The sequence below is a fragment of the uncultured Aquimarina sp. genome, from assembly GCF_947492965.1.
In the GTDB taxonomy this organism is placed as follows: Bacteria; Bacteroidota; Bacteroidia; order Flavobacteriales; family Flavobacteriaceae; genus Aquimarina.
The window spans coordinates 508,960-533,725 of sequence record NZ_CANLOZ010000004.1 but is presented as its reverse complement, the minus strand read 5'-3'; the positions used below and the strand labels follow the sequence as shown (position 1 = coordinate 533,725).

The window sequence follows — 24,766 nt, the reverse complement described above, 5'->3', positions numbered from 1 at the left end:
CCATCAAAGATTACACAATACACATCTCAAAAAAACTTCAACAGACCCAGCTAGACAAATAAACTTTATATTATACTATTGGCTTCATCGCAGTCATCGAAGCTCTTAGTCTCGAACCTACAACTTCAATTGGATGATTTCTCAACGCAGTATTTACTTCTATTAATTTAGCATTATCTACACAGTTATTTTTACCAGCGTCAAAAGCCTTTCCTATAACATCAGTGTCAATCTTTTTCATGAAATCTGCTAATAACGGCTTACATGCATGATCAAATAAGTAACATCCATACTCAGCAGTATCAGAAATTACTCTATTCATTTCAAACAACTTCTTTCTTGCAATCGTATTAGCGATTAATGGAGTTTCGTGTAAAGACTCATAATAAGCGGACTCTTCAATAATACCAGAAGAAGTCATGGCTTCAAAAGCTAACTCTACACCTGCTCTTACCATAGCTACCATCAATACTCCATTATCGTAATATTCTTGTTCAGAAATCTCAACATCTCCAGCTGGCGTTTTTTCAAAAGCTGTTTCTCCTGTCTCTGCTCTCCATGATAATAGGTTTTTATCTCCATTTGCCCAATCTTCCATCATTGTTTTAGAAAAATGACCTCCAATGATATCATCCATATGTTTTTGGAATAACGGACGCATAATATCTTTTAACTCTTCTGAAAGTTCAAAAGCTTTTATTTTTGAAGGATTTGATAGTCTATCCATCATATTGGTAATTCCACCATATTTTAACCCTTCGGTAATAGTTTCCCAACCATATTGAATCAATTTCGAAGCATATCCAGGATCAATTCCTTTTTCTACCATCTTATCAAAACAAAGAATGGAACCCGTTTGTAAAAGTCCACATAAAATGGTTTGTTCTCCCATTAAGTCAGACTTTACTTCAGCTACAAATGATGATTCTAATACTCCTGCTCTATCGCCACCTGTTCCTACAGCATAAGCTTTTGCTTGATCTAAGCCATGTCCTTGCGGATCATTCTCAGGGTGTACTGCAATTAAGGTTGGTACTCCAAATCCTCTTTTATATTCTTCTCTTACCTCAGAACCAGGACATTTTGGTGCTACCATAATCACCGTTAGATCTTCTCTAACCTTCATTCCCTCTTCTACAATATTAAATCCATGCGAATACGACAATGTAGCTCCTTCTTTCATTAAAGGCATTACTGTATTTACCACTTGAGTATGTTGCTTATCCGGTGTAAGGTTAATTACCACATCTGCATTAGGCACTAATTCTTCATAAGTTCCTACTGTAAATCCATTCTCTGTAGCATTTTTATAAGACTGTCTTTGCTCTTTAATAGCTGCTTCTCTCAGTGTATATGAAATATCTAAACCAGAATCTCTCATATTTAATCCTTGATTCAGTCCTTGTGCTCCACATCCCACAATTACTATTTTCTTTCCTTTTAATGCATTTACTCCATCTGTAAACTCAGAAGAGTCCATAAATCTACATTTTCCTAATTGTGTTAATTGATCTCTTAATGATAGCGTATTAAAATAATTTGCCATTTCCTTCTTAATTTGTGGTTACTTCCGTTCTCACGGAAATCTATTTAATTTTGATTTTTAGTTGTCTTATTTTTTGTGTGTATTCCGCCTGAGGCGGATCGGGCTATTCGTTATATCTTTTCTAATGGTTCCCTTCGAGAGCCTCAGGGCACCCCTAGAAAAGGATGCCACTGCTATCCCTTACACAGTTTCTTCTACAAATTCTTCTAATATAGATGATATATGCATTTTATCCTTAGTTACTGCTATTCTTCCAGATCGAACAAATTGCATTAATCCATAAGGTTCTAGTTGATCATATAATTTTTCGACTTCTTTTCGTCTTCCTGTTTTTTCCAGAACAAAAAACTCTGGAGTTACTGTGACGATATTAGCGTTACTTTCTTTAATCACATTTTGTATTTGTCGCTCCTCAAATAATAATTTTGAAGCAACTTTAAATAATGCAGTTTCCTGATAAATCGTTTCATCATCCTTATGATAAAACGCTTTGATAACTTCAATCTGTTTTTCGATCTGACCTACTAATTTCTTTACTTGTTCTTCAGTAATTTTTACAACAATAGTAAAACGAAATACATCTTTTATTTCGGATACAGAAGCTGTCATACTATCTAAATTAATATGACGTTTTAGGAAAATTGCAGAAATTCTATTCAACAATCCTATATTATTCTCAGTATATACTGAGATGGTATAACACTCTCTCTCCATAACTAACATAATCTTATATCCGAAACCGACGCTCCCGTAGGTATCATAGGAAATACATTATTTTCTTTTTCTACACACACTTCTAAGAAATAAGGTTCTTCGGAAGCTATCATTTCTTCAATTGCACCTTGCAATTCTTCTCTTTTTGTTACTCTTTTAGCTGCGATATGATATCCTTTAGCAATAGTAATAAAATCAGGATTTACCATTTCTGTAGAAGCATATCGTTTATCAAAGAACAATTGTTGCCACTGACGTACCATTCCTAAGAAATCATTGTTTAACACTACAATTTTCACAGGAACTCTTGTCTGAAAAATGGTACCCAACTCTTGTATGGTCATTTGGTAACCTCCATCACCAATAATTGCCACCACTTCTCTATCTGGCGCTCCCATTTTAGCACCTATAGCTGCAGGCAAGGCAAATCCCATAGTTCCTAATCCTCCAGAAGTGACGTTACTTTTTGTTTTTACAAATTCTGCATATCGACAAGCAATCATTTGATGTTGTCCTACATCGGATACAATAACCGCATCACCTTTGGTTTCCTCATTAATTCCTCGCAATACTTCACCCATCGAAAGTCCTTCTTTAGAAGGGTACAGCTCATCTTTAATCACTTTTTCGTATTCTACAGTATCAAAATCTTTAAATTCCTGCAACCAATTTTCATGGGTTTTAGGTGCTACTAAAGGAAGTATCTCTGCAAGGGTATTTTTAACATTACCCATTACAGCAACGTCTACTTCTACATTTTTATTAACCTCTGCAGGATCAATTTCGAAATGAATAATTTTTGCTTGTTTCGCGTAGGTTTCCAAATTACCTGTAACTCGATCATCGAATCGCATTCCTATAGCAATTAATAAGTCACATTCATTGGTAAGCTTATTAGGTCCATAATTTCCGTGCATTCCCACCATTCCCACATTTAGCGGATGAGCTGTTGGCAATGCTGACAATCCTAGTATAGTCCAAGCAGCAGGGATTCCAGATTTCTCTATAAAATCTTTTAACTCTTCTTCAGCTTCTCCTAAAATCACTCCTTGACCAAAAACGATCATAGGTTTCTTAGCACTGTTGATCAATTGAGCAGCTTGTTGTACTGTTTCGGGATCTGTTTCAGGAACGGGTTTATAGCTTCGTACACCTTTACACGTTGAGTACTTAAAATCCAGTTCACCAAACTGGGCGTCTTTTGTTATATCAATCAAAACAGGACCAGGACGACCTGAACGAGCGATATAAAATGCTTTGGCTAACACAGAAGGAATATCTTCAGCCTTGGTGACCTGATGATTCCATTTAGTGATTGGAGTAGAAATTCCTATAATATCCGTTTCCTGAAAAGCATCAGATCCTAATAAATGAGAACCTACCTGACCTGTAATACAAACCATAGGCGTTGAATCGATTTGTGCATCAGCAATTCCAGTAACAAAATTTGTAGCTCCCGGACCTGAAGTAGCAATTGCGACTCCGACTTTTCCACTAGTTCTTGCATACCCTTGTGCCGCGTGTGTAGCACCTTGTTCATGTCTGGTAAGAACGTGATGTAATCTATCTTGAAACTTATATAACTCATCATATACTGGCATAATTGCTCCACCAGGATATCCATAAATTAAATCTACACCCTCTGATAACAGACAATGTATTACTGCTTCAGCGCCTGTCATTGGACCAGAGGCTATTTCAGTTTCTTTTTTTATCGTTTGCGTTTGTGTTTCCATTACGCTATATATTTTTCTTTCAGCTCGTACTGAAATGTTTTTTTTAGAATTCATCTGTTACGCAACCCTGCGATGCAGATGAAACTGTATTGGCATATTTATATAAAACTCCTTTTTTAAACTTCAACGGTGGTTGAACCCAAGCAGCTTTTCTTCTTTCTATTTCTTCTTCTTCGATAGCAACTGTAATAGAATTCGATTCCGCATCGATAGTGATCATATCGCCATCTTCTACTAATGCAATCAACCCCCCTTCTTGTGCTTCGGGAGTAATATGACCTACTACAAAGCCATGCGTTCCTCCTGAGAATCTTCCGTCTGTAATTAATGCAACCTCTTTACCAAGGCCCGCTCCCATGATTGCCGCTGTTGGTTTTAACATTTCTGGCATACCAGGACCTCCTTTAGGACCTTCGTACCTAATGACGACTACATCACCTTTTTGAACTTTTCCATCTCTAATACCATCGTTCGCATCATATTCACTATCGAAAACTTTGGCTTTACCTGTAAAGCTCAAACCTTCTTTCCCAGTTATTTTTGCAACACATCCATCTTTTGCTAGGTTTCCAAACATGATTCTTAAATGTCCAGTTGCCTTAATAGGATTTTCTAATGGTTTTATCACATCTTGTCCTTCTTCTAAATCTGGAACGTCTAATAAGTTTTCTGCCAATGTTTTTCCTGTAACGGTCAAACAATCACCATGTAATAACCCTTTCTTTAAAAGATATTTTAACACGGCAGGAATTCCTCCGATATCATGAACATCTTCCATTAGGTATTTTCCGCTTGGTTTTAGATCTGCTAAGAATGGAGTTTCATCACTTATTCTTTGAAAATCTGCTAAGGTAAATTCTACATCTGCCGCTCTAGCGATTGCTAAAAAATGAAGTACAGCATTTGTAGAACCTCCTAAAATAGTTACCAGACGAACTGCATTTTCTAATGACTTTTTGGTAACGATATCCAAAGGTTTAATATCTTTTTCTAAAAGCACTCGCATAGCTCTACCCGCAGCGATACTTTCTTCTTCTTTATTTTTACTGATAGCAGGATTCGATGAATTATACGGAAGAGACATCCCCAAAGCTTCGATCGCCGATGCCATCGTATTTGCGGTATACATTCCTCCACAAGCTCCAGCACCAGGAATCGCTTTTTTAATGACACTTTTATATTCTGTGTTCTCCATCGTTCCGGCTACTTTTTCGCCCCAAGCTTCAAATGCCGAAACAATATCTAGCTTTCGCCCTTCATGACATCCGGAAGCAATTGTACCTCCATATACCAAAATTGAAGGTCTATTTAAACGAATCATCGCCATTAATGCTCCAGGCATATTCTTATCACATCCAACTACGGTTACCATTCCATCATAGGACATTGCCTGTACTACGGTTTCCATAGAATCCGCAATAACATCTCTAGAAGGCAAAGAAAAACGCATTCCTGGAGTTCCCATAGAAATGCCATCACTTACACCAATCGTATTAAAGATTAATCCAACCACATCTTCTTCTCTTGTACCTTGTTTTACTAATTTGGCCAAATCATTTAAATGCATATTACAAGGATTACCTTCATATCCTGTACTGGCGATACCAACTAATGGCTTATTAAAATCTTCATCGGTTAACCCTACAGCATGAAGCATGGCTTGTGCAGCTGGTTGGGTATCGTCTTGTGTAACTCGTTTACTATATTTATTAATACTCATCCTTATCTGAATGTTATTTTTTTATCAATTTCTTATTTTTTTAACCTATTTATTAACATATTCTCATGTATATAAATAAACCGTAGTATAAAATTATTTCGTAATGACTAAACTGTTAAATTTAATTCAATAAGCTTACAACATCCAACCATTCACAAACCATCATTTTATACTGATTTACAGATACTTACACTTAATCTATTTACAATCACTACATATCATATTTTTATTTTTTTAGTTAAAAAAAAATCCCTTCTAATAGTAGAAGGGATTTTTAAATTATATATTCATAATGCCCTTCTCACCTTGATATAATAATCACGATGTTGATAATAATTTGGACAATAATTACTTGTTGTAAATTCATTATTTCATTTTATTAATAGAACCAGTTTAAAACAGTTCATAAAAAAACCCCTTTACGAACGTAAAGGGATTTTAGTATAAGTTAGTATCATATCATATCCCTTTACCAAGATGAAATAATCACCTCGATAGTAATGACATTAATGATATTTAAATTTATTTTCTTCATTTGTAGGGATAAATATAGCAAAATTTAATTTTGAAAAACAAATAGTTAAGAATAGAAATCTCTAATCTAATTTAAATAAGTTATTCTTCATACAGTAAATTACAAGTCCTACTCTAGTTTTTACTTGCAATTTTTTAAACACTGCTTCTCTATAATTTTCTATCGTTTTAGGACTCAAATTCATCTCACCTGCAATATTCTTATATGTCAGCTCGGAACAAGCATACTTTAAAAATGTCCATTCTCGATCGGTTAGTTTTTCAGCAAGGTTTTCAGTCATTTTAGCATCTGCTTTTTCAGAATACTTTAGAGCAGTTTCTATTTTACTTGAATAATAAAACCCTTGTTCGATAACCATTTTCATAGCAAACTCGAAGTTCTCCGGATGGATATCCTTTAACAAATACCCTCTCGCTCCTGCCCTTAACATTTTGATAATGGTTTCTTCATCATCTTCCATCGTTAAAGCCAATACCTTTTGCTCTGGTTGGTTTTCTTTTAACCACTGCATGGTTTGGATACCATCCATCACTGGCATTTTTACATCTAGCAAGATGAGTTCTGGTTTCTTTCTTTTATGCAGATAATATTGCGTAAGTTCTTTTCCGTTTTTTAGAATAGCCAAAACCTCATATCCTTCGAGATTGGTTATAAGACTTTCTAGAGATTGAGCGAATAGAAGATGATCATCTACAATGACAACAGTCTTTTTCTTCATTTTCGATTTAATTTTGTTATACCTTATCTTCTTCTTTAAATGGGTACTGCAAGGTAAGCAATACTCCTTTATTAGGCTCCGAAATACAGTCTAAAGTTGCATTTACCAAAGCTGCTCTACTTTTCATATTTAATAATCCCGAATTCGCTTGCACAGATTCCATATCATACCCAACTCCATCATCTTTGATCGTAATCACCAAATCATCTGGCGAATACTCTAGTTTTACTAATAAATGTGAAGCCTCAGCGTGTTTTATGGTATTAGAGAAAAACTCCTGAACAATACGATATATGATAATTTCATCCTTAGGATTGATAAACAACTCTTCTCCAGTAACAATAAGCTCTGGTGTTAAGAAATTTAGTTTTTTAAACCGATCTAACTCTACCTGGATAGATTTTATCAGACCAATATTTTGTATTACTTCGTGATTTAGGGTTTTAGAAAGATTTCTAATTTCTTGTAGACTATCACCAACTAAACTTCGGATATCCTGAACAGAGTCTTTGATTTTTGGTTCTAAATTGGTGCTTAAAATATTGATTTGCATTACGGCAGTAGATAACAACTGACCAATATTATCATGTAGTTCCCAACTTACATTTTTTAGGGTTTGTTCCTGAATTTCGAGCTTAGAGTTTTGGAGTTCTTCATCAAAACGTTGTTTTGCTTTTAAACGTTCTAATAGCAATTTGTTTTTTCTTCTTTGAAAGGCCACAAAAAACACTATGGCAAAAATTGCAAAAAACAAAATGATTACAGAAAAGTAAACTATGAGTAAGATCTGCTCCTTTTGTAAGAGTTGTTCTTTTTGTAACATACAAGAAATCCTATGGTATAACAAGAATACATAAAAATATTAACTATTGTTAGAATTGTTAAAAAAACTCTTACAAATTCAGAACTTACACTATGGCTGTAATACTGCTCATAAATAAAAATTGGATTAACTATTAAATGGAACACCAGAGCTCCAACAGAAACATAAAACGGAAATGACTTATAAAATTCCAAAATTTTCTCGCTCTGCAACATTTGAAAATAGAAATATATTATATACAACACTAATAACAATGTTCCGAAGATAGCATTAAATGTGGAGTTTGTCTCAAAGAAAACACCAGAAAAAGATAAATTCAGAATTGCACAAATTAAAAACACTACAATAAATCCTTTTGCTATTTTTCGGCTTAATTCGGATTCTATTAATATTGTAAAATAGTAGAGATAGAAGCTAAAACTAATTATATCATAAATATTATAAATCCATAAATTTTGAACAAAAATAGTATCTTCTAATAATGAGAAAAATTTAAAATTTTCTATAAAAGTAGGCAACCAACCAAAAACTATTTCAACAAAAACATTAAACCATAAAAAAGAAACAAAATATCGAGTAGGCTTTTCTACTCGATATTTTGATATGTAAATTGTTCCAACAATAGCTGCAATCAATTCAAATAAATTAATAACTATTAAGTTTAATAAATCACTCATTAATTTTTAATAATCGTTAGGCGGGAAACCACTCCCTCCTTTATTAAAAGCATCAATTTCATAATTATTCTCATCATCCCTACCATCTTTTCCCGACGCTCCTGGACGGGAACCTGTAGGCGCAAAAAACAAGGTAGAATATCCTCTTCCCATTTTACATTTGGATGAAGAATACGCACCCATATAAACACGAATACCAGGGTTCTTTATACCTTGTGCTTCTGATTCTTGTTTTACATATGCTAAATACTCCTCTAACTCAGCCACTGACCAATGAAATTCACGAGCATCTTCAAATCCTAATTTCTTTTGTAAACGTTTACCTCTTTTCTTACACCAATTATCATGAAGCTCTCTAGCTTCTTCTACATTGATACACTTTTGGGGTTTTTGTACTTTTCCTGCCATAATATTTTGTTTAATGGGTTTATTAACGCTAATATATCCAAAAAACAAGATTATCCGCAAATCCCCTGAACCTTTAGTAAACTTTATTTACGGAAAAACCATAATTATAATATTTTGATTTTCAAATACTTAAACAGATGCTATAAAAATCAGAAAAAATAAATAAAGGGGGTTTTCCCCCTATACCTAATAGGTGGTTTTACCCCTATCACCAACCTATATAAACTTAACAAACTTATAATCAGAATAACATATATTATACAAAAACCAACAACACATATACGCAACTCTATTTAATTGGTTAAATATTATAAAACTTCAAATCGAATGGAAAATTAACATCTTAGCTATTGTATAAAAGAAAATCCACCTAGAAACAAGACAATCTAAACTTTACATTTTCTTTTACCCTTTTCTGTGCAATAACATTAATTGCCTCCTCTGATAATTGAAAAATTCTTGGATATCCACCTGTAGTTTGACAATCCCTCATTAAGATAATCAACCTACCTGAAGGAGTTAATTGAACCGTACCTGGCAATACTGGGACCGAAATCATAGAAGTGAGATTATTCCCCACCTCTTCATTCAATGAAATTGCCATTCGACTACTCTCATTAGAAATAGTAAAATTCCCCATCAATAAAGACAACTTTTCTGCATCACTTAACAGATCATATTCAGGACCTGGATACACCTCTAAACCTTCTTGATCGAGCCAATCATTTTCAATTTTCACAGAAGATAACGATGTCGAAAATCCACAATAACTACTATAGGATATCATATCAGTTTTGACCAACTTTTCTGAAGCTGTAATACTTTTATATTGCGACCTACTATTCAAAACAATATTCGTACAAAATCCATTTTTTATTCCTACATAACCAAAAACACCTTTTGATACATTTTTCAATCTTAAAACATCTCCTTTTTTAACTCCTAAAGGCTGATTAAATTTTACAGGTTGATCATTCATATACGGATCACATATTGAACCAGTGAGAACTATTACCGACTCTTCATAAAACTTTAAAATCGGCGGCATTATCATCCACTCAATAACCGCACAATTTTCATCATTCCCTAACAAAGCATTTGCTAACAGAAATGATCTTTTATCCATAGCACCACTTTGCGGAACTCCATATTTTGAAAACCCAAAACGTCCATTATCCTGAATCGTCGTATACATTCCAGAAGACAAAATCTCTACCATAACAATTAAAAATATTCAGGAACTAATTGATAATTTTCATTAGCAATGGATAAACCTATATCGTTATATTCACCTACTGTTACCGATATAAACTTTATTCTATCACCAGGAGTAGCAAAGCAACAAGGATCCGAATTGACATCGAAAAAAGACAAAAGAGTTCTACCAATTACATGCCAACCACCAGGACTATTAGACGGATAAATTCCAGTTTGATTTCCACCAATCGCCACAGATCCTTTCTCTACAAAACGACTAGGATTGGATTTTCTTGGAGTTATCAATTTTTTATCAAGACCACTCAAATACAAAAATCCTGGTAAAAAACCGATAAAATGAATTGTATATAATGGAGTAGTGTGAAGCGAAATAATCTCATCAACACTCATTGATTTTTGATCAGCAAACGGAACGATTTCCGGACACACATTTACATCGTAACAAACAGGTATATTCCACAGGCGTTTTTTTACACTCTTTTTTAAAACTTCTTTAGAAACCAGTGATTTTAGTTCAAAAAAACTATCATAGATATTCTCTATAGTGGATACATATAAAATTAATAACGAGTTATATGATAAAATTACCTCAACAATTACTTTACCGTAAAATTCCTCGATGGATTTTTTATAAAAAATCAACAAATTCAGCAAATTTTCATCAACTTTTGCATCGGTTTGAATCAAAATTGAATTCTCACTGTATTGTTTATAGTCAAATTTTACATCAGAATTCTTCATTTTAGCACGTAATTTTCAGCTGTCAACTCCTTATATATATACTTCAAAATTTCAACAGATTTTGGATTATCACCATGCACACAAATTGTATCAAAAAAAACATCCACTTCTTCTCCTCCGATTGTTTTTACTTTTTCTTCAGAAATCATTTTCCAAACATGATTAAAAACTTTTTCAGGATTTTCGATCACCGAACCAACTTCGGATCTCGACACCAATGTTAAATCATCATTATAATTCCTATCTGCAAAAACTTCATGTTTTATCTCAAAATCATCTTTGTAAAAATAAGAAATAACTGAATCTTTCGGCGATATTATTAATAAACTTTTGTCTATATTTTTAATCGAGTCAACAATAGCCCTAGCAACACCTTTATTTTTCACAGCATCATTATACAATGCTCCATGTGGTTTTACATGATGTAATTTCGCGCCTGCTTCTTCGGTAAATTTTTTAACTTTCAAAATTTGATCAGTTAGTGTTTTCACTAAATCATTATGAGAAAATTCCATAGACACCCTTCCGAAATTTTCTCGATCAGGATATGATGGATGTGCTCCAATTTTAACATCATTCTGCATAGCTAAATTGATCGTTTTTTTTATCTCTTCGTCATCACCTGCATGTACACCGCAAGCAACATTACACCACGAAATAAATGGCATAATTTGATCATCATACCCAGCCCCTTCTCCAACATCTGCATTCAATAAAACTTTTTTCAAATTCTTACATTTTATAAAATTATTTCCTACAAAATTATCAACACTTTCCAAATACCTCTAAACCCTAAAAAGCATGTTACAAACACTATCAAAAACCCTAATACATTTTGCAATTTAGAATTCGTAAAATTCCCCAATATTTTTTTCTGATTCATTACCCATAAAAGAAAGATCGCTACGATAGGTAGTAAGACTCCATTTGCCACTTGAGCAAACTGAATAATGACAATAGATTTGATACCAAAAGATGAAAATAAAACCCCTAAAAAAAGGATAAACATCCAGACCATTCTAAAGCGTTTACTCTTCAATCCATCCTCCCATCCAAGACATCCTTTCACCACATACGCTGCTGCTAAAGGAGCTGTGATTGCAGATGTAATTCCTGCTGCAAATAACCCAAGCGATAGGACATATTTTGCCATTGACCCAAAAACAGGTTCTAACCCTTTTGCCAGATCAGCTGCATTATTTATTTCTGACTGCTGGATCGCTGCTCCTGCCACAATGATTGCCATCGAAACCAATCCTCCAAGTACTATTGCTACTACGGTATCCCTTCGTACTGCTGGTAAGTCATCCTTTGACTTCCATTTTTCACTCACAATAGAAGCATGTAAAAACAGATTATAAGGAACCACAGTAGTACCTATTAATCCAACTATGGTAAGGATCTTATCGGAAGAGAGATCAGGGATAAACCCTTTTACCAAAAGAGATATGTCTGGTTTTGTTACCATTGCTGCGATAATGAATGCAAGACTCATGAACAGTACTAAAACGATAAGACTTCGCTCTAAAATCTTATAATTTCCTATATACAGCAGTAAAAAAGCTATAATTCCGATCAGGATACTTACATAGTTAAGCGGTATACTCCCAATTTGTATGGTAGGAGATCCTATGATCGTAGATACTCCAAGGACACCTCCACTAATGTTTCCTGCTTCATAAGCCGCATTTCCTATAAAGATTGCGGATAGCATCAATGCAATAAGTATCCAACGAATAGCTTTATTTGCAAACTGAGACTTTACTACTTCACTCAATCCTTGTTGTGTTACCAGTCCTAATCGCGCAGACATTTCTTGTAAAACGACACAAGCTACAATCGATAATACCAAAGCCCAAAGCAAGGTAAATCCAAATTGTACTCCAGCCATTGTGCAGACCGTAACGGTACCAGGACCAATAAATGCTGCAGTTACTAAGGTACCTGGACCTATTTTAGGAAGCCATTTGATCATATAATTATATATTAGAATGTTAGTAGGACAATGAACATTCGCTGAGAACATTCATGTATGTTTTTAGTGCTGTGTTACTAGTCTATTTTTGAAGCGCATAGATGGCAAAAGACCCTAGCCAATGACCTCCTTCATAACTATCTCCAACAAGATTTGGCAATGAGTAGTTGACATGCTTATTTGCAATATTCACAAGATGTTCATACTCTGGATATTGATTTGCTAAACCATACAAAACCCATGCTCTACTAAAATTAAGTCCATCTAAGTGTACAAGTTTACCATCTGTTCTATCCGAAACCTCTCCTACTGAAATATTAAAATCCTTGTTTTTAAGTTGCGGCATAAAATCTTGAACCCAAGCATCAAAAGATGATTTGGATAAAATCTTTCTCATAATATCGACCTCTTCTAAACAAGGAGACAAAAAATCATATCCACTAGGTTCCCAAACTATCGGACAAGAGATATCGTTTGTATAAAACTCTTTTGCTCTTTTGGTTATAGCTTCTTTTAAGAGTTGATGATCCAAAGCAACTGCATAATCGTAGGCAAATGATAATCCGAAAGCAGTATTCGTATGCTCTCCTACTCGTATAGGGTATTTTAGTTTTGGTAGAAAATCGATGTATCGCTGGATAATAAGATCAGTAAGCGGTTGTAAATTTGTTTCTAATTCTTTAGCCACAGGATCATCCCATGAATGAATTTCTTCTGCTAATTTTAGCAACCATGCCCAGCCATATGTTCGTTCATAAGAAGTATTGTGTTTCCCTTCAAAATAGACAACTTCTGCTTCAATATTCTTTTTAGAAATATTAGCTAAGAGTTTTGTTTTAATATCTGAAGCGTTTTCGATATCAGGAAAGGATTTTAGCAACTTCACCAAGGACCAATGTCCATGCACTGAAGAATGCCAATCAAAACAACCATAAAACGCTGGGTGTAATGCACTAGGCTCTCCAATATCTTCCTTACCGCCTAAGGTTTGCCCTAATTTATTTGGATATTCCGTATTGATACAAGCCAAAGGTAATTCTAATAAGGAAATCGCCTGTTTCTTGGTTAATTCTAAAGGTTTTTCAACAACTACTTTAATAGTATCCGATACTACCGTTATAGGTTCTTTTACGGTTTTTTCGGATGAAGATTCAGAGGGATTACAAGCTAATATTAGTATTGAAAAAAATACTACGATTAATCGATTCATGTGCCAATATTTTTAATTCTTGATACCCTGACTATTGGAATATATTCTGGTATCCAAAGACGATTGTTTTTAAAAATATTGATTTCCTCTTTTTAATCTATAGGATTGTTAATAACATGAATAAATAGTTCATAAACTATTAAAAATCACTTTATATAGTGATCATTTTACCTTCTTTTAAGTATTCTTTTTTCACACCCTCTAAAATAGTTTCTAAGAGAATTTCAGAATGTTTTGATGCGGCCGTCTTTAGACAAACATATTGTATCACATTCATAATGTTTGCTCCTGTAAGCGCATATTTTTTAGAAATCTCTTCGAGAGAAACATCATTGGCTAATGATACTTTATCAGGAAGGTTATTCTTCCACAATTCTAGTCGCTCTCTATAAGATGGATTCTCAAACTCTATAATAGATTGAAATCTCCTTGTGAACGCAGTATCGATATTATTTTTGAAATTAGTAGCTAGAATTACCAGTCCAGGATGCGCTTCGATCCTCTGTAACAAATAGGATACTTCTTGATTTGCATATTTGTCATGAGCATCTCTAACGTTTGTTCTTTTTCCGAAAATAGCATCCGCTTCATCAAAAAATAAAATCCAAGATTTATTTTTAGCCTTATCAAAAAGTTTGGATAAGTTCTTTTCTGTTTCTCCGATATATTTAGAGACTATCATAGAAAGGTCCACACGATATACATCTGATCCAGTATACTTTCCTAACAAGGTTGCTGTAAGCGTCTTTCCTGTTCCTGGAGGTCCCGAAAACAAAATACGATAACCAGGTTTAATTCTGGATTTCATATTCCATTCATTTAACACCATCTCATTAAAATTAAGCCAAGATTCAATCTCTTTTATTTGCTGTAAAGTTTTAGATTGTAAAACTAAATCCGTCCATTCTAATTGGGTTTCTATTCTTTCGGCAGGAAAATCTCTGCTCATTGCAGGTTTCAATATACTTCCTGTTGTAAATAGTGCTATATATTCTTCATCTAAAATTAAACGCCCGCTCATTCTGGGTTCTCCCATTGGAATGGAATCTAAATAAAGAACTCCTTCTTGTTTAAAAAGATGATCTTCGTGAAACATTTCAGTCAATGCCATCCTCTTTTGAATATTATTACCTCCTAAAATAAACTGTACTGTTTCTCCTGTAGGGATGATACCTCTATGGTTTTTACCTTTTACTCCACCAAATTCTGGTAATTCTCCTCCATTTGGTAAAAAATCAGATATGATAGACGTAAAAAAATTAGGCATGAGGTGAGGAACAATTGCTAGTAACAACGTGATTACCTCATCCTGTGACAATTGCTTAACTCTGGCAAACTCTGAAAATAACGAATCATCTGAAATGATCTCGTGAAACCTAGGAAAAACAGGAGCTTCATTAGTATAGCTATCTTTTAAACGATATGCTATTACTTCACGTAAGTAGGACAACTTACTATCGAAATGCGCAGTGTTTTGAATTAATGTTTTTGTCATGTTTTTTACACTAAAGGTTCTATTGAAAACACATCTATTTTGGATCTTCTAAAGCTTCTTGTTCTTTTCATTACTGCAACGCCATTCCTAGAACCTTGATGATTTGTATTCCCTTCTATGGTTTCAATTACATCATTATCTACATTAATGATCACTCCAGTATGCGTCCAATCCAATCTCGATTTCTGAATTAAGAAAATATCTCCTGGCTTTATAATCATTGGATCCTGTCGAACCCTTTGATATCTGGATAACAAGTCTTTTTCCAATCCTGTATTTCCCACAGTATCGCAACTGTATGTTAATGGCATTAAGGTTTTAAAGTTTTTGCCCAAAGCGCTTGCAGCCTGATCCAAAATTGCCTGTGCAAATCCCATACACCAAAACCATAAGGAACCATCATTTCCATCCATATAACTACGTACCCAAGGACCACTATTAGATTCTCCATTAATCGTTAACTCAAAAGGATGTTGATGTAGATGGTTTTCTGCAACTTCTACCATTAAATCTCGTAGGTTCGTGCTTAGTAATGGTTTTTCAAAAGCTTCTTTTAACCCAAAACACAACTTGCTAAACAATTCTTGGTCTACAATTCCAGTAGTTTCGAGATTATGGAATCTCTGGAAATTCTTCACTGCTCTTTCTGTTGCTGGGCCAAAATCTCCATCGATTTCTGTAGCGGTTCCACTTCCTGGATTAGGAATAGAAAACAGCGTTAACCAAGATTGAATCTTTCTTACTTCTTTCCTACTATTGTCAACTCCTCTTCTTTTCTGAGTTGTTTTAATAACCAATTCTTTTTGATATGCTGTTTTTTTCATTGTAACACACTTTAGTGAATAATTGAGATTTAAACATTCAGATTTGGCTTGGTAATTTAGATTCTAAATTTACTCTTAATTAACTGATTTTAAATAGGGTTAAAAACTAATCTTTAAAGGGTTTTTTGCCTGTGCTCTTTATGCCAGAACCTTTATCTACAAGTTGTTACTCTTTGTCAGAACATTTATCATTGCCTAGAACACTTATTGCTCTTGCATACACTTTGGCTTTTAAAGCAATTGATTTATATGTAATTATTCTGTGTTATTAATCCAAAAGCAATTAACTTAGATTCATTCTCCAACCTTTTCTTTCTAATAATTGAATCAATCCACTTCTACCTCCACGGATATTATTAGAATTAACTTCAATAATTTGTACGATTTCTCCATTATCATTAAGCTCCACAACACCTAAAGAAATTACTTGAGGATTACCTTGTTTTTGATAAATATATTCCAAAATTCGAGGCTCACCCGGTCCATGATCGCGTTCCAAAGGTCTACTTTGCCAATCTCCTACCTCTTTTTCATAAAAAATTTGCGCAAATCTTGAAAGAGTTTCTCTTTGGTTTCCATCCTGATCAGTGCCTAAATTAACACCTCTGTTTCTCATCGTATTGCTTTGGGGACTGCTCCATGCTGCTGCAGTAGATTCATTCATCGTAAGTTTATTTGTTAAAAATGTAACAGGATCCTGTCCAGCAGAAGATGGTCTCGCATGTGCAATAAGTAATTGTCTAAAACTATCCGTATTGATAATATTTCGGGATCTTAACTCATTGTAAAACAATCCTGCTTGATAATCTTCCATTTCCAGTTCTTGTAATACTTGTAATAACCTTCTATCACTAACTTCAGGCGATATAACAGCTGTTGTTTCTTGATCTATAAAATTTAGTCGAATCCTTCCACCTTCATATATGACCTCCAATATAACATCTTCTTCTATTACAATTTCTTCTTTTCTAGGTCCTTCTTCTTCTGTTCTCTGAATTATATTATAATCCCAAGTATCCTGACCATCTATAACCTCAATTGAACTCACTAAGTTACTATTCCTATTAGCTACATTTTGAGCAACTGTTTGCGCTTCTTCGTTGTTTATTGCACCATTAGTTAAATAAGCTCTTTCTTCTTGATGCAAATTTTGTTTAACCAAAGCTAAATCATCATCTCCTTGTCTTCCCATCACCCTATCCAACAAGGCCATGCCTGTATCAACCGCTTTGTTTACCAGCCAGGTTAACGCTTGATCAATCAATGCTCTAACCGACCCTATGATTTCTGCTATTCTAGCTCCTATACCTCCCAAACCAACTTGATTTGCCAAAAATCCTATTACTACAGGCATGGACTGTCCCATAGTACGCTCCAAATAATCTGCAGCTGTAGCTACATTTCCTCGTGCGATATCTGCCACTCCATTGACAAAAGAATTGATCACCTCTAGCATTTCTCTTAAATACTGAATAAAACTTTGCACTGCGTTAAAAAATGCAATAGCTCCGTTTACCACTGCCATAATTCCTGTTGGATCCAGCATACTTAATAATCTGGTAGTGACCTGAGTGATGATTCTGGTCATCACAAAGTTTTTCACGGCATCAATTACTACGTTCCACAGATTACTCAACTGTTCCTGAATCTTATCCCAAATTGCTGCGATTCCGCGTTCTTGTACATCTTTAATAAAGGTCCAAATTCCTTCCAGTGTATTAATCGCTCCACGTATTCGGGCTACACGTTCTGGTCCGATACGTGGATGTTCAGCTAGTTTTTCCCAAATACGTTCCATAGAAAGTCCTAAAACCTCCAATACCCAACTAATGACACCTTGTAATGAAAAATCTGTCAATTCCGGTATTCCAGCATCTCTTAATTCTCGCATTAACCATCCCATTACTCCATTGATCAAATGAGTAACGATGTTATCAAAGAATTTTACGAATCCTTCTTTAATCGCTCGCAATATATTCTTAAGGAATCCAATTGGGTCTCTTTTAATATCTTCGATAGCTTGTAAAGATCTGGTAATGATATTTCCAATTAAATCGAACGGGAAATTCATGATTTCCAAAATCCCTACGATTACAATTCGGACGATCTCTGCCACAAAGGCAATCAATCTACCTATAGGTTCTCCGAATCGTTCTATAATCCTAACAAACGCATCTATAGGATTTAACAGATCATCGATTGTAAAAGAATTCCAAAGATCCGTAAATAGTTGAACGATATATTGTGGAGTCATGTTTAGGGTATCTACTGCTGCTTGGATTTCTCCGACAATTCTTGCAATAGCTCCTGTTTCTTCCATCTGAGCGTACTGTGCCTCGCCTCCTTCCATCAAACTCATAAAACCACGGATAAGGTTTGGAACTGTTCTAGGAACATGTTCATCAGTAAAAGGATCCTTCCCAATAATAACTTTTACCAATGAGAATCCTCTGGTTTCATTGGCTACAGAAGAAAGCCAACTCAACAATGCTTTCTTAATAAGCTTTAATACTTCGATTGCTACTGTAGATGCGAATGCCCATACTTTTTCCAAGAATCCTGTAACTCTTCCTGATAAAGCAGTAAGGTTTGCCGAAATCTCTGTCAGGTTTGCAGGACGAATAGCCTCCCAAGCAGCATTGATCAATCCTCTTAACTCTCCTAACAAAGACATAAAAGTTCCTACCTGCGTATCTAACCAATCGGCAGTTTCTTGTAAGGTGCCTCGCTCTCGCATTTGCTCTAGCTCCGTTTCCTTACCAATGAGCATTAGAAAGTCTTCTAAAATTTCTACAGTAGTTGCGGTTACCTCTTCATCTCGTAATGGATCATAATGAATAATCTTTTTTATCAGAGACCAAGCTTGGTTTTCTGCTAAAATAGGTTCAGCCACATCAATCAAAGCTTCTTTAATCCAATCAATAATTTGATCGACTAGCGAACTAGCAAATGTGGTGACCCTATCCACTAGATCATTAAATTCTTCTCGTAATGCACCAATAAATGAAGTTGCAGAATTATTCTCCCAAGTTTCCTCTACCAGATCTAAAAGTGCTCGTGTAGTGAGGTTTAATTCACTTAACTTTCCTGTCACCCAATCAAAAACTCTCTGAAGAATTGAATACTCCTGTAGTTTATCGAAAATTGCTACTCCAAATGGTACTAAACCTATTAAACCTCTTAATAGGTTTGTCGGAGTGGGTTCTACTCGCTCTCCTCGTAAAGGGTCGTATTGTATAATTACCGTAAACAACAAATAACCAGGTAGGTTGCGTGCATTATCAAGTATCCAATCTGGTATCCAATCTAAGAATGATCCTTGAACCATTTTGGGAGCAGATGTTACTTCTACTGTTTTTTTTCTAACCGTAGATGCTCCTTGTTGTACCGTATGCGTCAATTCGTGCGCAAGTAAATGCTTTCCAGAATTGGAAGAAGTATCAAATTTACCTTCATTGAAATAAATATCATTACCATGTGTAAAAGCTTGCGCTCCCAAATCCTGACTCATTTGTTTTGCATTCGAATCAGTATGCACTCGTACATTACTGAAATCTCTACCAAAACCTGACTCCATTTGGGTCTTGGTATCTTTTGGCAATGGTGCCCCACTTCCTTTGGAGCTATGTAATCGAGATTCTATTGAGCTATCTGTTACTGATGCAGCTTGGGATTTCAGCTGTACCAATTGTACATCTTCTTCTTCCTCCTCTTTTTCCTGAATCTCCTCTTCCTGTTTCTGAAGTTCTGTTACGGCACTGGTACTTTCTACTTTCGGCTGTATCTGATTTTCTGGCAGTTCTCTGCTTTGGATTTCTTCTTCTGATTGTCGTTGAACCAAATGAGTTATGGTATCCCCTAAAGGTTTCTGTTGAAAATCATTATTAGTCAGTTCTTGTTTTTGAACATCCTCTTCTTGTTGTTTTTGTACTTGCGGAACTGGACTAAAAAAAGAACTACTTTGATCATTCCCTTTAGCAACAACTGTATCAGCAACTCTATCTGCTTCTATTTCATACTTATCACCAGGCTTACCAATATTCAACTTTGGTTGAATAAAAGCATTATTCGCCTTATCCTTTTGGAAAAGAGAAGTATTGCTAGATTTAGCGCTGGTAGTATTTCTAGTTGCCGTTGTAAACATGTTACTCTATACAGATATCTACTGTTATATCGGTGTTTTAGCTTTTGACCTTTAAATTCCCCAAAGCTTTTCTTTTTATGATTTCTTTGGTTCCTACTAGTTCTTTATCAACTTTTAACTCATTTATCTTAGCATTTAAAGTATTGGTATCTATATCATTGCTTTTCATATTCTGAATTCGTGCTAACTGTTTTAACTGCTTTGCCTGAGCAGTAATTTTTGATTTTTGAGAAGAATTAACTGAAGCATTGACCGATGGATCTTTAGTTATTGACGTACTTTCTGAATCGGTTCTCTCCTTTCTCTCTTTCTCTATTTTAATAGCTTTATTAGCATATTGCACAGCTTCTTTGCTGTTCCCTAACAACAATTTTGCTTTGCTAATCTCTATAATATCTTCTGGAGAATGAGCTCGCTCTTCGAGTTTTTCAGTGAGCTTTTCTAAGTTTTGTTTTGCAATAGTATCTTCAGGATTATTAATGTATTCTTCCTGATACTTCGAAAATGCAATTTTATCTGATGAGATCGTTATTTCTTTTACACTTGGATATCCTATCATTAAAATAGGAATTGGAAAAAACAATAGTAGTTTTTTAATCTCTTCCTTCTTAATAATATAATACACCAATCCAGAACTGAGAATTAGAAACAAAAAGACACCTAGTAGCAACAGTACCAGTTCATAGAGATATAAATCATTTAATAATGCTTTCATGATGGTTAGTTTCAATTATTATTAAAAAAGTTACTTTACGAAAGAGCTTGATCTCATGGTTTTAATTTCCTCTGGAGTAAGTTTTTTGGGATTTGAAGCTGTAGAATGCATTAAATATGTATTATCCGGAACGACATGTGTTCCTCTGTTTAGCAGTACATGTCCCATTTCATGAGATACAGTATTATTTGTTCCTACATTACTAACTACTACTCCTAAAAGTCCTGTTCCTGTGGCTGGCCAAAAAGCTTCTCCTAAACTACCTGCACTCAATTCTTTCACAAAAAACAAGGTGATTTCTCCAGATTTTTGATTTAAAGGCAACAATGCTTTTTCTTCATTGGTAGGACTCGTAGGGTTGGGATATTCATCTAAAACCAAATCATTACCAATAATCAGTTTTGATATAAAAGTTGGTAAACTAATTTCTTTTCCTTTCTTTACTTTAATATTGGCTTGATGATAGACCTCATTATTTGCATAATTAATAGCGCTTGAAACGTTTCCACTACTACCTTTTACATGAACCACATTCAGCGTTAAAGTCTTTTGTTTAGGTTTCTTTTTCTTTGGAGTTGGTGGTGGAACAGTACTTGGAATCGTGACTACTGCTCTTCTGTTAGGACTGAGAGATTTTGAAAATTGATTGGTCTCACCATTGGCAAAAGTTTTGATATTTACCATTGGAATTCCTTGGGATCCATCTGACGGATTCATCAACTCTTCTGCAACCTTTTCTGCTCTATCGCAGGAAAGTCCCCAATTAAATGTTGGTTTCCCATCGATACTAGCAAAACCATCAATTCGAATAATATCTTTACCTCCAGAAGCGTGCCAATTCATTGCCAGGTTTGATAACATCGCTTTATCTGATTCTGTTAAATTACTGCTTCCGACACCATGATTAATACTCATTTGCATTCCAAACGCACTATCATTAGGAACACCACACCCCATTCCTGATGGTGCATCTTTAGGATCATTCTGTAATTTATGCTTCTTTTGAATTTTCTTATTGACCATCCCACTTTGCTGAACCGTATGTGTTAATTCATGCGCTAATAAGTGCTTTCCTGCTTTAGAATCGGGATTGTATTTACCTTTATTAAAATACACATCATTCCCATGCGTAAATGCTTGTGCTCCCAATTCCTGACTGAGCTGAACTGCATTTGTATCTGTATGAATAGTTACATTACTAAAATCCGCACCAAAACCTGCTTCCATTTCATTTTTGGTATCTCCAGACATTTTATTTCCTCTGCCTTTACTAGATTTCAATCTTGATTCTATCGAAGCGTTGGTCTTTACACCTGAAGAAACAGCATTCGGATTTGACTTCGCTTGTACGGATTCTTCCTCTTCCATCTTTTGTACACTTTCTTCACTTTCACAATCATCACATTTGGACTGTACGGTTTCCTCTTCTTCCATCTTCTGAACAGATTCCTCCTCCTCTTTTTGTTGCACTGCTTCTTCCTCTTCCATCTTCTGAACGGTTCCTTCATTTCTATCTTTAAACATACTTGTCTGAACCAAAGGAGTTATTGTACTGGCTAAAGGTTTTTGCTGCACTTCTTCTTCAGAGCCCATTTTCTGAATAGCCCCTTCTGTTTTGGAAGAAGGTTTATTTACTACCTGATCTGCCATTTTATCTGCTTCTACTTCGTACTTATCACCTGGCTGTCCTACCGTTAGTTTTGGCTGAATAAAAGCTTGTGATCCCTGATGCTGAACTCCTGGTTTTTTCTTTCGCTGTAATCTCATGCCGTATCTATTTATTATTTTATATCTAATTGTGTATTCTATTCGAAAACTTATAAAATCGTTCGACCTTTAGTTCTTTTTGCTATTAAATTCACTTCGACAAGCTCAGTGTGACATTTATATTATTTAAATCTTACATTCCCTTTTTCACCATTCCACAAAAATCAGTTGATCGAACCATGGTAGTTTAATCATATTTAGATTCCATGGAAGTTTTTCTAATAGTAGGTCTTGAGTTTTACGCTCAATAATGATTCGATGTTTACCAGACTCTTGATCTAATAGCAACTTACCATCCCTTTTAATAAAGTTTTCTCTCAACCCATCTGCAGAAGTGTTCTTTAGCACCTGCCAATTTTGGATAACTGAATTCAGTAATTTTTCACTTTCTTCTTTAAAACTTTTTGAGAGCTTTATATGCTTCCGAATTGGTTTATCTAATGGGTAACCACATAGGAACTTTTCTAATGTTAAGTCTGTTTCCATCGGTTCTTCTTCTTTGGTAGCCAGATAGTGCAATAAATGGATTGCCAATTCTACTTTTTCTGGAATTATTGCTCCTTCTTTATCTAAAAGTCCCAAAGCACCAAACAAGATGTTCAGATAAGGATGAAGCAAGACCAAACCTGCATTATGTATGTAAATAGCAAGATCTTCTATTTCATCTATTTCTTCTTCTGTATACTGAAATATTTGATCTTCGGCGATATCAATATTTTGTAAATTATTATCTACCTCGACGGCTAGTTGTTCATCTAATAATTCTTCGACAAAAGATTGTATTGCTTTTCGTGAACCAGCTTGTTTTTCTTTCACAAAGGTTGATAATTCCTTCGTAATTTCGACGATTAATTTCTTTAGCACCTTGTTGTTTATATTCTTTTTGAATTTATCATCAATGTGCTTTTCAATGTTCTTAGGTGAAAGTTTAAATACCTTATTTGCTTCTAGTGCTAATTTGATTTGTTTAGTACATACTTTCTCAATTATGCTTTGCAGTTCTGATAGTTTGATTTCTTCAGGAAGTAGATCCTTTTTTGTAAAATCTTTTAATCTTAAGTGTTCTTTGAAAAATTGAGAAACCTCTTTTTGAATAGTATTTTTTGTACCAAAGTGATCTAATTTATTAAACTCTTCATGAAGTATTTCTTTATTTTTATGCCTCTGAAACCTTATGATTGAATCCCAGAATTGTTCTCGCTTATTTTGGTTTGTTAGTGCTTTCGGAAAAGAAATATTATTTTTCCTACTACTGAAAATACTAATCAAAACCTCATCCGAAAATTGATATATCAATCTTTTTCGAACATTTGAATTTCCTATCTTTTCTAAAAGTTCCTTCTTAAAATTCTTCCTGGATATAATTGTATTTATCAATAATGGATCTTCTAATTTCTTTTCTGAATCCCACCAAGGATTTCTTCCTGTTTTTAAAAAATGGAAAAATGCATCTACATCACTTTTCTCTTTGGTAGTTCGTAAGAATGGAGCATCTTTTGTATTTAAAAACGCTTTATCATCCATATTCCCCAATTTCTTTTGAAATGCCTTGACGACATCCAACTGGAGTTGTACTTGATCTTTTACATTAGTACAATCAATATCTAGTCTAAGTGTATCGAATCGTAAGATTTGATCCCCAAATGTTTGTACACTATTAAAATAAGAGGTAATCGTAGGCAATAAACTATCTTTTAAAAACACATCTAGATGATCTTTGAGGTAATATGCCGTTTTAGTATCGGCCGTATTTACCTCAAAGAGTACTTTATTTATGATATGCTTGCTATTACCCATTAC

The 24,766-nt window shown here is 34.5% G+C and carries 18 protein-coding genes; all 18 read right to left on the bottom strand.

Annotated features, from left to right (window positions below; translation table 11 throughout):
• Window positions 1–70: 70 nt before the first annotated feature.
• The 18 genes from ilvC to Q1B37_RS13375 all read right to left on the bottom strand — a co-directional run bounded on the left by ilvC (window position 71) and on the right by Q1B37_RS13375 (window position 24,763).
• Window positions 71–1,546, bottom strand: a complete 1,476-nt coding sequence (gene ilvC, locus Q1B37_RS13460) for a ketol-acid reductoisomerase (RefSeq protein WP_299899271.1) — start codon at window positions 1,544–1,546, stop codon at window positions 71–73.
• A 180-nt stretch (window positions 1,547–1,726) separates the two neighbouring features.
• On the bottom strand, window positions 1,727–2,260 hold the full coding sequence (gene ilvN, locus Q1B37_RS13455) for an acetolactate synthase small subunit (RefSeq protein WP_299607173.1): 534 nt from the start codon (window positions 2,258–2,260) through the stop codon (window positions 1,727–1,729).
• 2 nt (window positions 2,261–2,262) lie between these two features.
• Complete coding sequence (gene ilvB / locus Q1B37_RS13450) at window positions 2,263–3,996, bottom strand: biosynthetic-type acetolactate synthase large subunit (protein WP_299899339.1); 1,734 nt, start codon at window positions 3,994–3,996, stop codon at window positions 2,263–2,265.
• Window positions 3,997–4,039: 43 nt separating this feature from the next.
• A complete protein-coding gene (gene ilvD / locus Q1B37_RS13445; RefSeq protein ID WP_299607170.1) occupies window positions 4,040–5,716 on the bottom strand; it encodes a dihydroxy-acid dehydratase in 1,677 nt (558 codons plus the stop codon).
• A 596-nt stretch (window positions 5,717–6,312) separates the two neighbouring features.
• A complete protein-coding gene (locus Q1B37_RS13440) occupies window positions 6,313–6,969 on the bottom strand; it encodes a response regulator transcription factor (RefSeq protein ID WP_299899269.1) in 657 nt (218 codons plus the stop codon).
• A 16-nt stretch (window positions 6,970–6,985) separates the two neighbouring features.
• A complete protein-coding gene (locus Q1B37_RS13435; protein ID WP_299899268.1) occupies window positions 6,986–7,792 on the bottom strand; it encodes an ATP-binding protein in 807 nt (268 codons plus the stop codon).
• Window positions 7,793–8,475: 683 nt separating this feature from the next.
• Window positions 8,476–8,877, bottom strand: a complete 402-nt coding sequence (locus Q1B37_RS13430; protein WP_299899267.1) for a hypothetical protein — start codon at window positions 8,875–8,877, stop codon at window positions 8,476–8,478.
• A gap of 370 nt (window positions 8,878–9,247) precedes the next feature.
• Window positions 9,248–10,096 carry a biotin-dependent carboxyltransferase family protein gene (locus Q1B37_RS13425; protein ID WP_299899266.1) on the bottom strand — a complete coding sequence of 283 codons (849 nt, stop codon included), beginning with the start codon at window positions 10,094–10,096 and terminating at the stop codon, window positions 9,248–9,250.
• Window positions 10,097–10,101: 5 nt separating this feature from the next.
• Window positions 10,102–10,836 carry a 5-oxoprolinase subunit PxpB gene (gene pxpB / locus Q1B37_RS13420; protein WP_299899265.1) on the bottom strand — a complete coding sequence of 245 codons (735 nt, stop codon included), beginning with the start codon at window positions 10,834–10,836 and terminating at the stop codon, window positions 10,102–10,104.
• Window positions 10,833–11,564: a 5-oxoprolinase subunit PxpA gene (gene pxpA / locus Q1B37_RS13415; RefSeq protein WP_299899264.1), complete on the bottom strand. Its 732-nt coding sequence runs from the start codon at window positions 11,562–11,564 to the stop codon at window positions 10,833–10,835. Before pxpA ends, pxpB begins: the two co-directional genes overlap by 4 nt.
• Before the next feature lie 26 nt (window positions 11,565–11,590).
• Window positions 11,591–12,811, bottom strand: a complete 1,221-nt coding sequence (locus Q1B37_RS13410) for an Nramp family divalent metal transporter (RefSeq protein WP_299899338.1) — start codon at window positions 12,809–12,811, stop codon at window positions 11,591–11,593.
• Window positions 12,812–12,893: 82 nt separating this feature from the next.
• Window positions 12,894–14,021, bottom strand: coding sequence for a DUF2891 domain-containing protein (locus Q1B37_RS13405; protein WP_299899263.1), 1,128 nt, complete (start codon window positions 14,019–14,021; stop codon window positions 12,894–12,896).
• 151 nt (window positions 14,022–14,172) lie between these two features.
• Window positions 14,173–15,516 (bottom strand): ATP-binding protein, encoded by a 1,344-nt coding sequence (locus Q1B37_RS13400; RefSeq protein WP_299899262.1) that lies wholly within the window; start codon window positions 15,514–15,516, stop codon window positions 14,173–14,175.
• Window positions 15,517–15,521: 5 nt separating this feature from the next.
• Entirely contained in the window at window positions 15,522–16,340 is an 819-nt protein-coding gene (locus tag Q1B37_RS13395; RefSeq protein ID WP_299899261.1) for a peptidoglycan-binding protein, read from the bottom strand.
• 283 nt (window positions 16,341–16,623) lie between these two features.
• Window positions 16,624–20,484 carry a DUF4157 domain-containing protein gene (locus Q1B37_RS13390; protein ID WP_299899260.1) on the bottom strand — a complete coding sequence of 1,287 codons (3,861 nt, stop codon included), beginning with the start codon at window positions 20,482–20,484 and terminating at the stop codon, window positions 16,624–16,626.
• Between the two features lie 37 nt (window positions 20,485–20,521).
• Window positions 20,522–21,199, bottom strand: a complete 678-nt coding sequence (locus Q1B37_RS13385) for a hypothetical protein (RefSeq protein WP_299899259.1) — start codon at window positions 21,197–21,199, stop codon at window positions 20,522–20,524.
• A 30-nt stretch (window positions 21,200–21,229) separates the two neighbouring features.
• The gene (locus tag Q1B37_RS13380; protein ID WP_299899258.1) at window positions 21,230–22,966 is read right to left on the bottom strand and encodes a DUF4157 domain-containing protein; all 1,737 of its coding nucleotides are present in this window, start codon (window positions 22,964–22,966) and stop codon (window positions 21,230–21,232) included.
• 147 nt (window positions 22,967–23,113) lie between these two features.
• Window positions 23,114–24,763: a contractile injection system tape measure protein gene (locus tag Q1B37_RS13375; RefSeq protein ID WP_299899257.1), complete on the bottom strand. Its 1,650-nt coding sequence runs from the start codon at window positions 24,761–24,763 to the stop codon at window positions 23,114–23,116.
• Window positions 24,764–24,766: the final 3 nt, after the last annotated feature.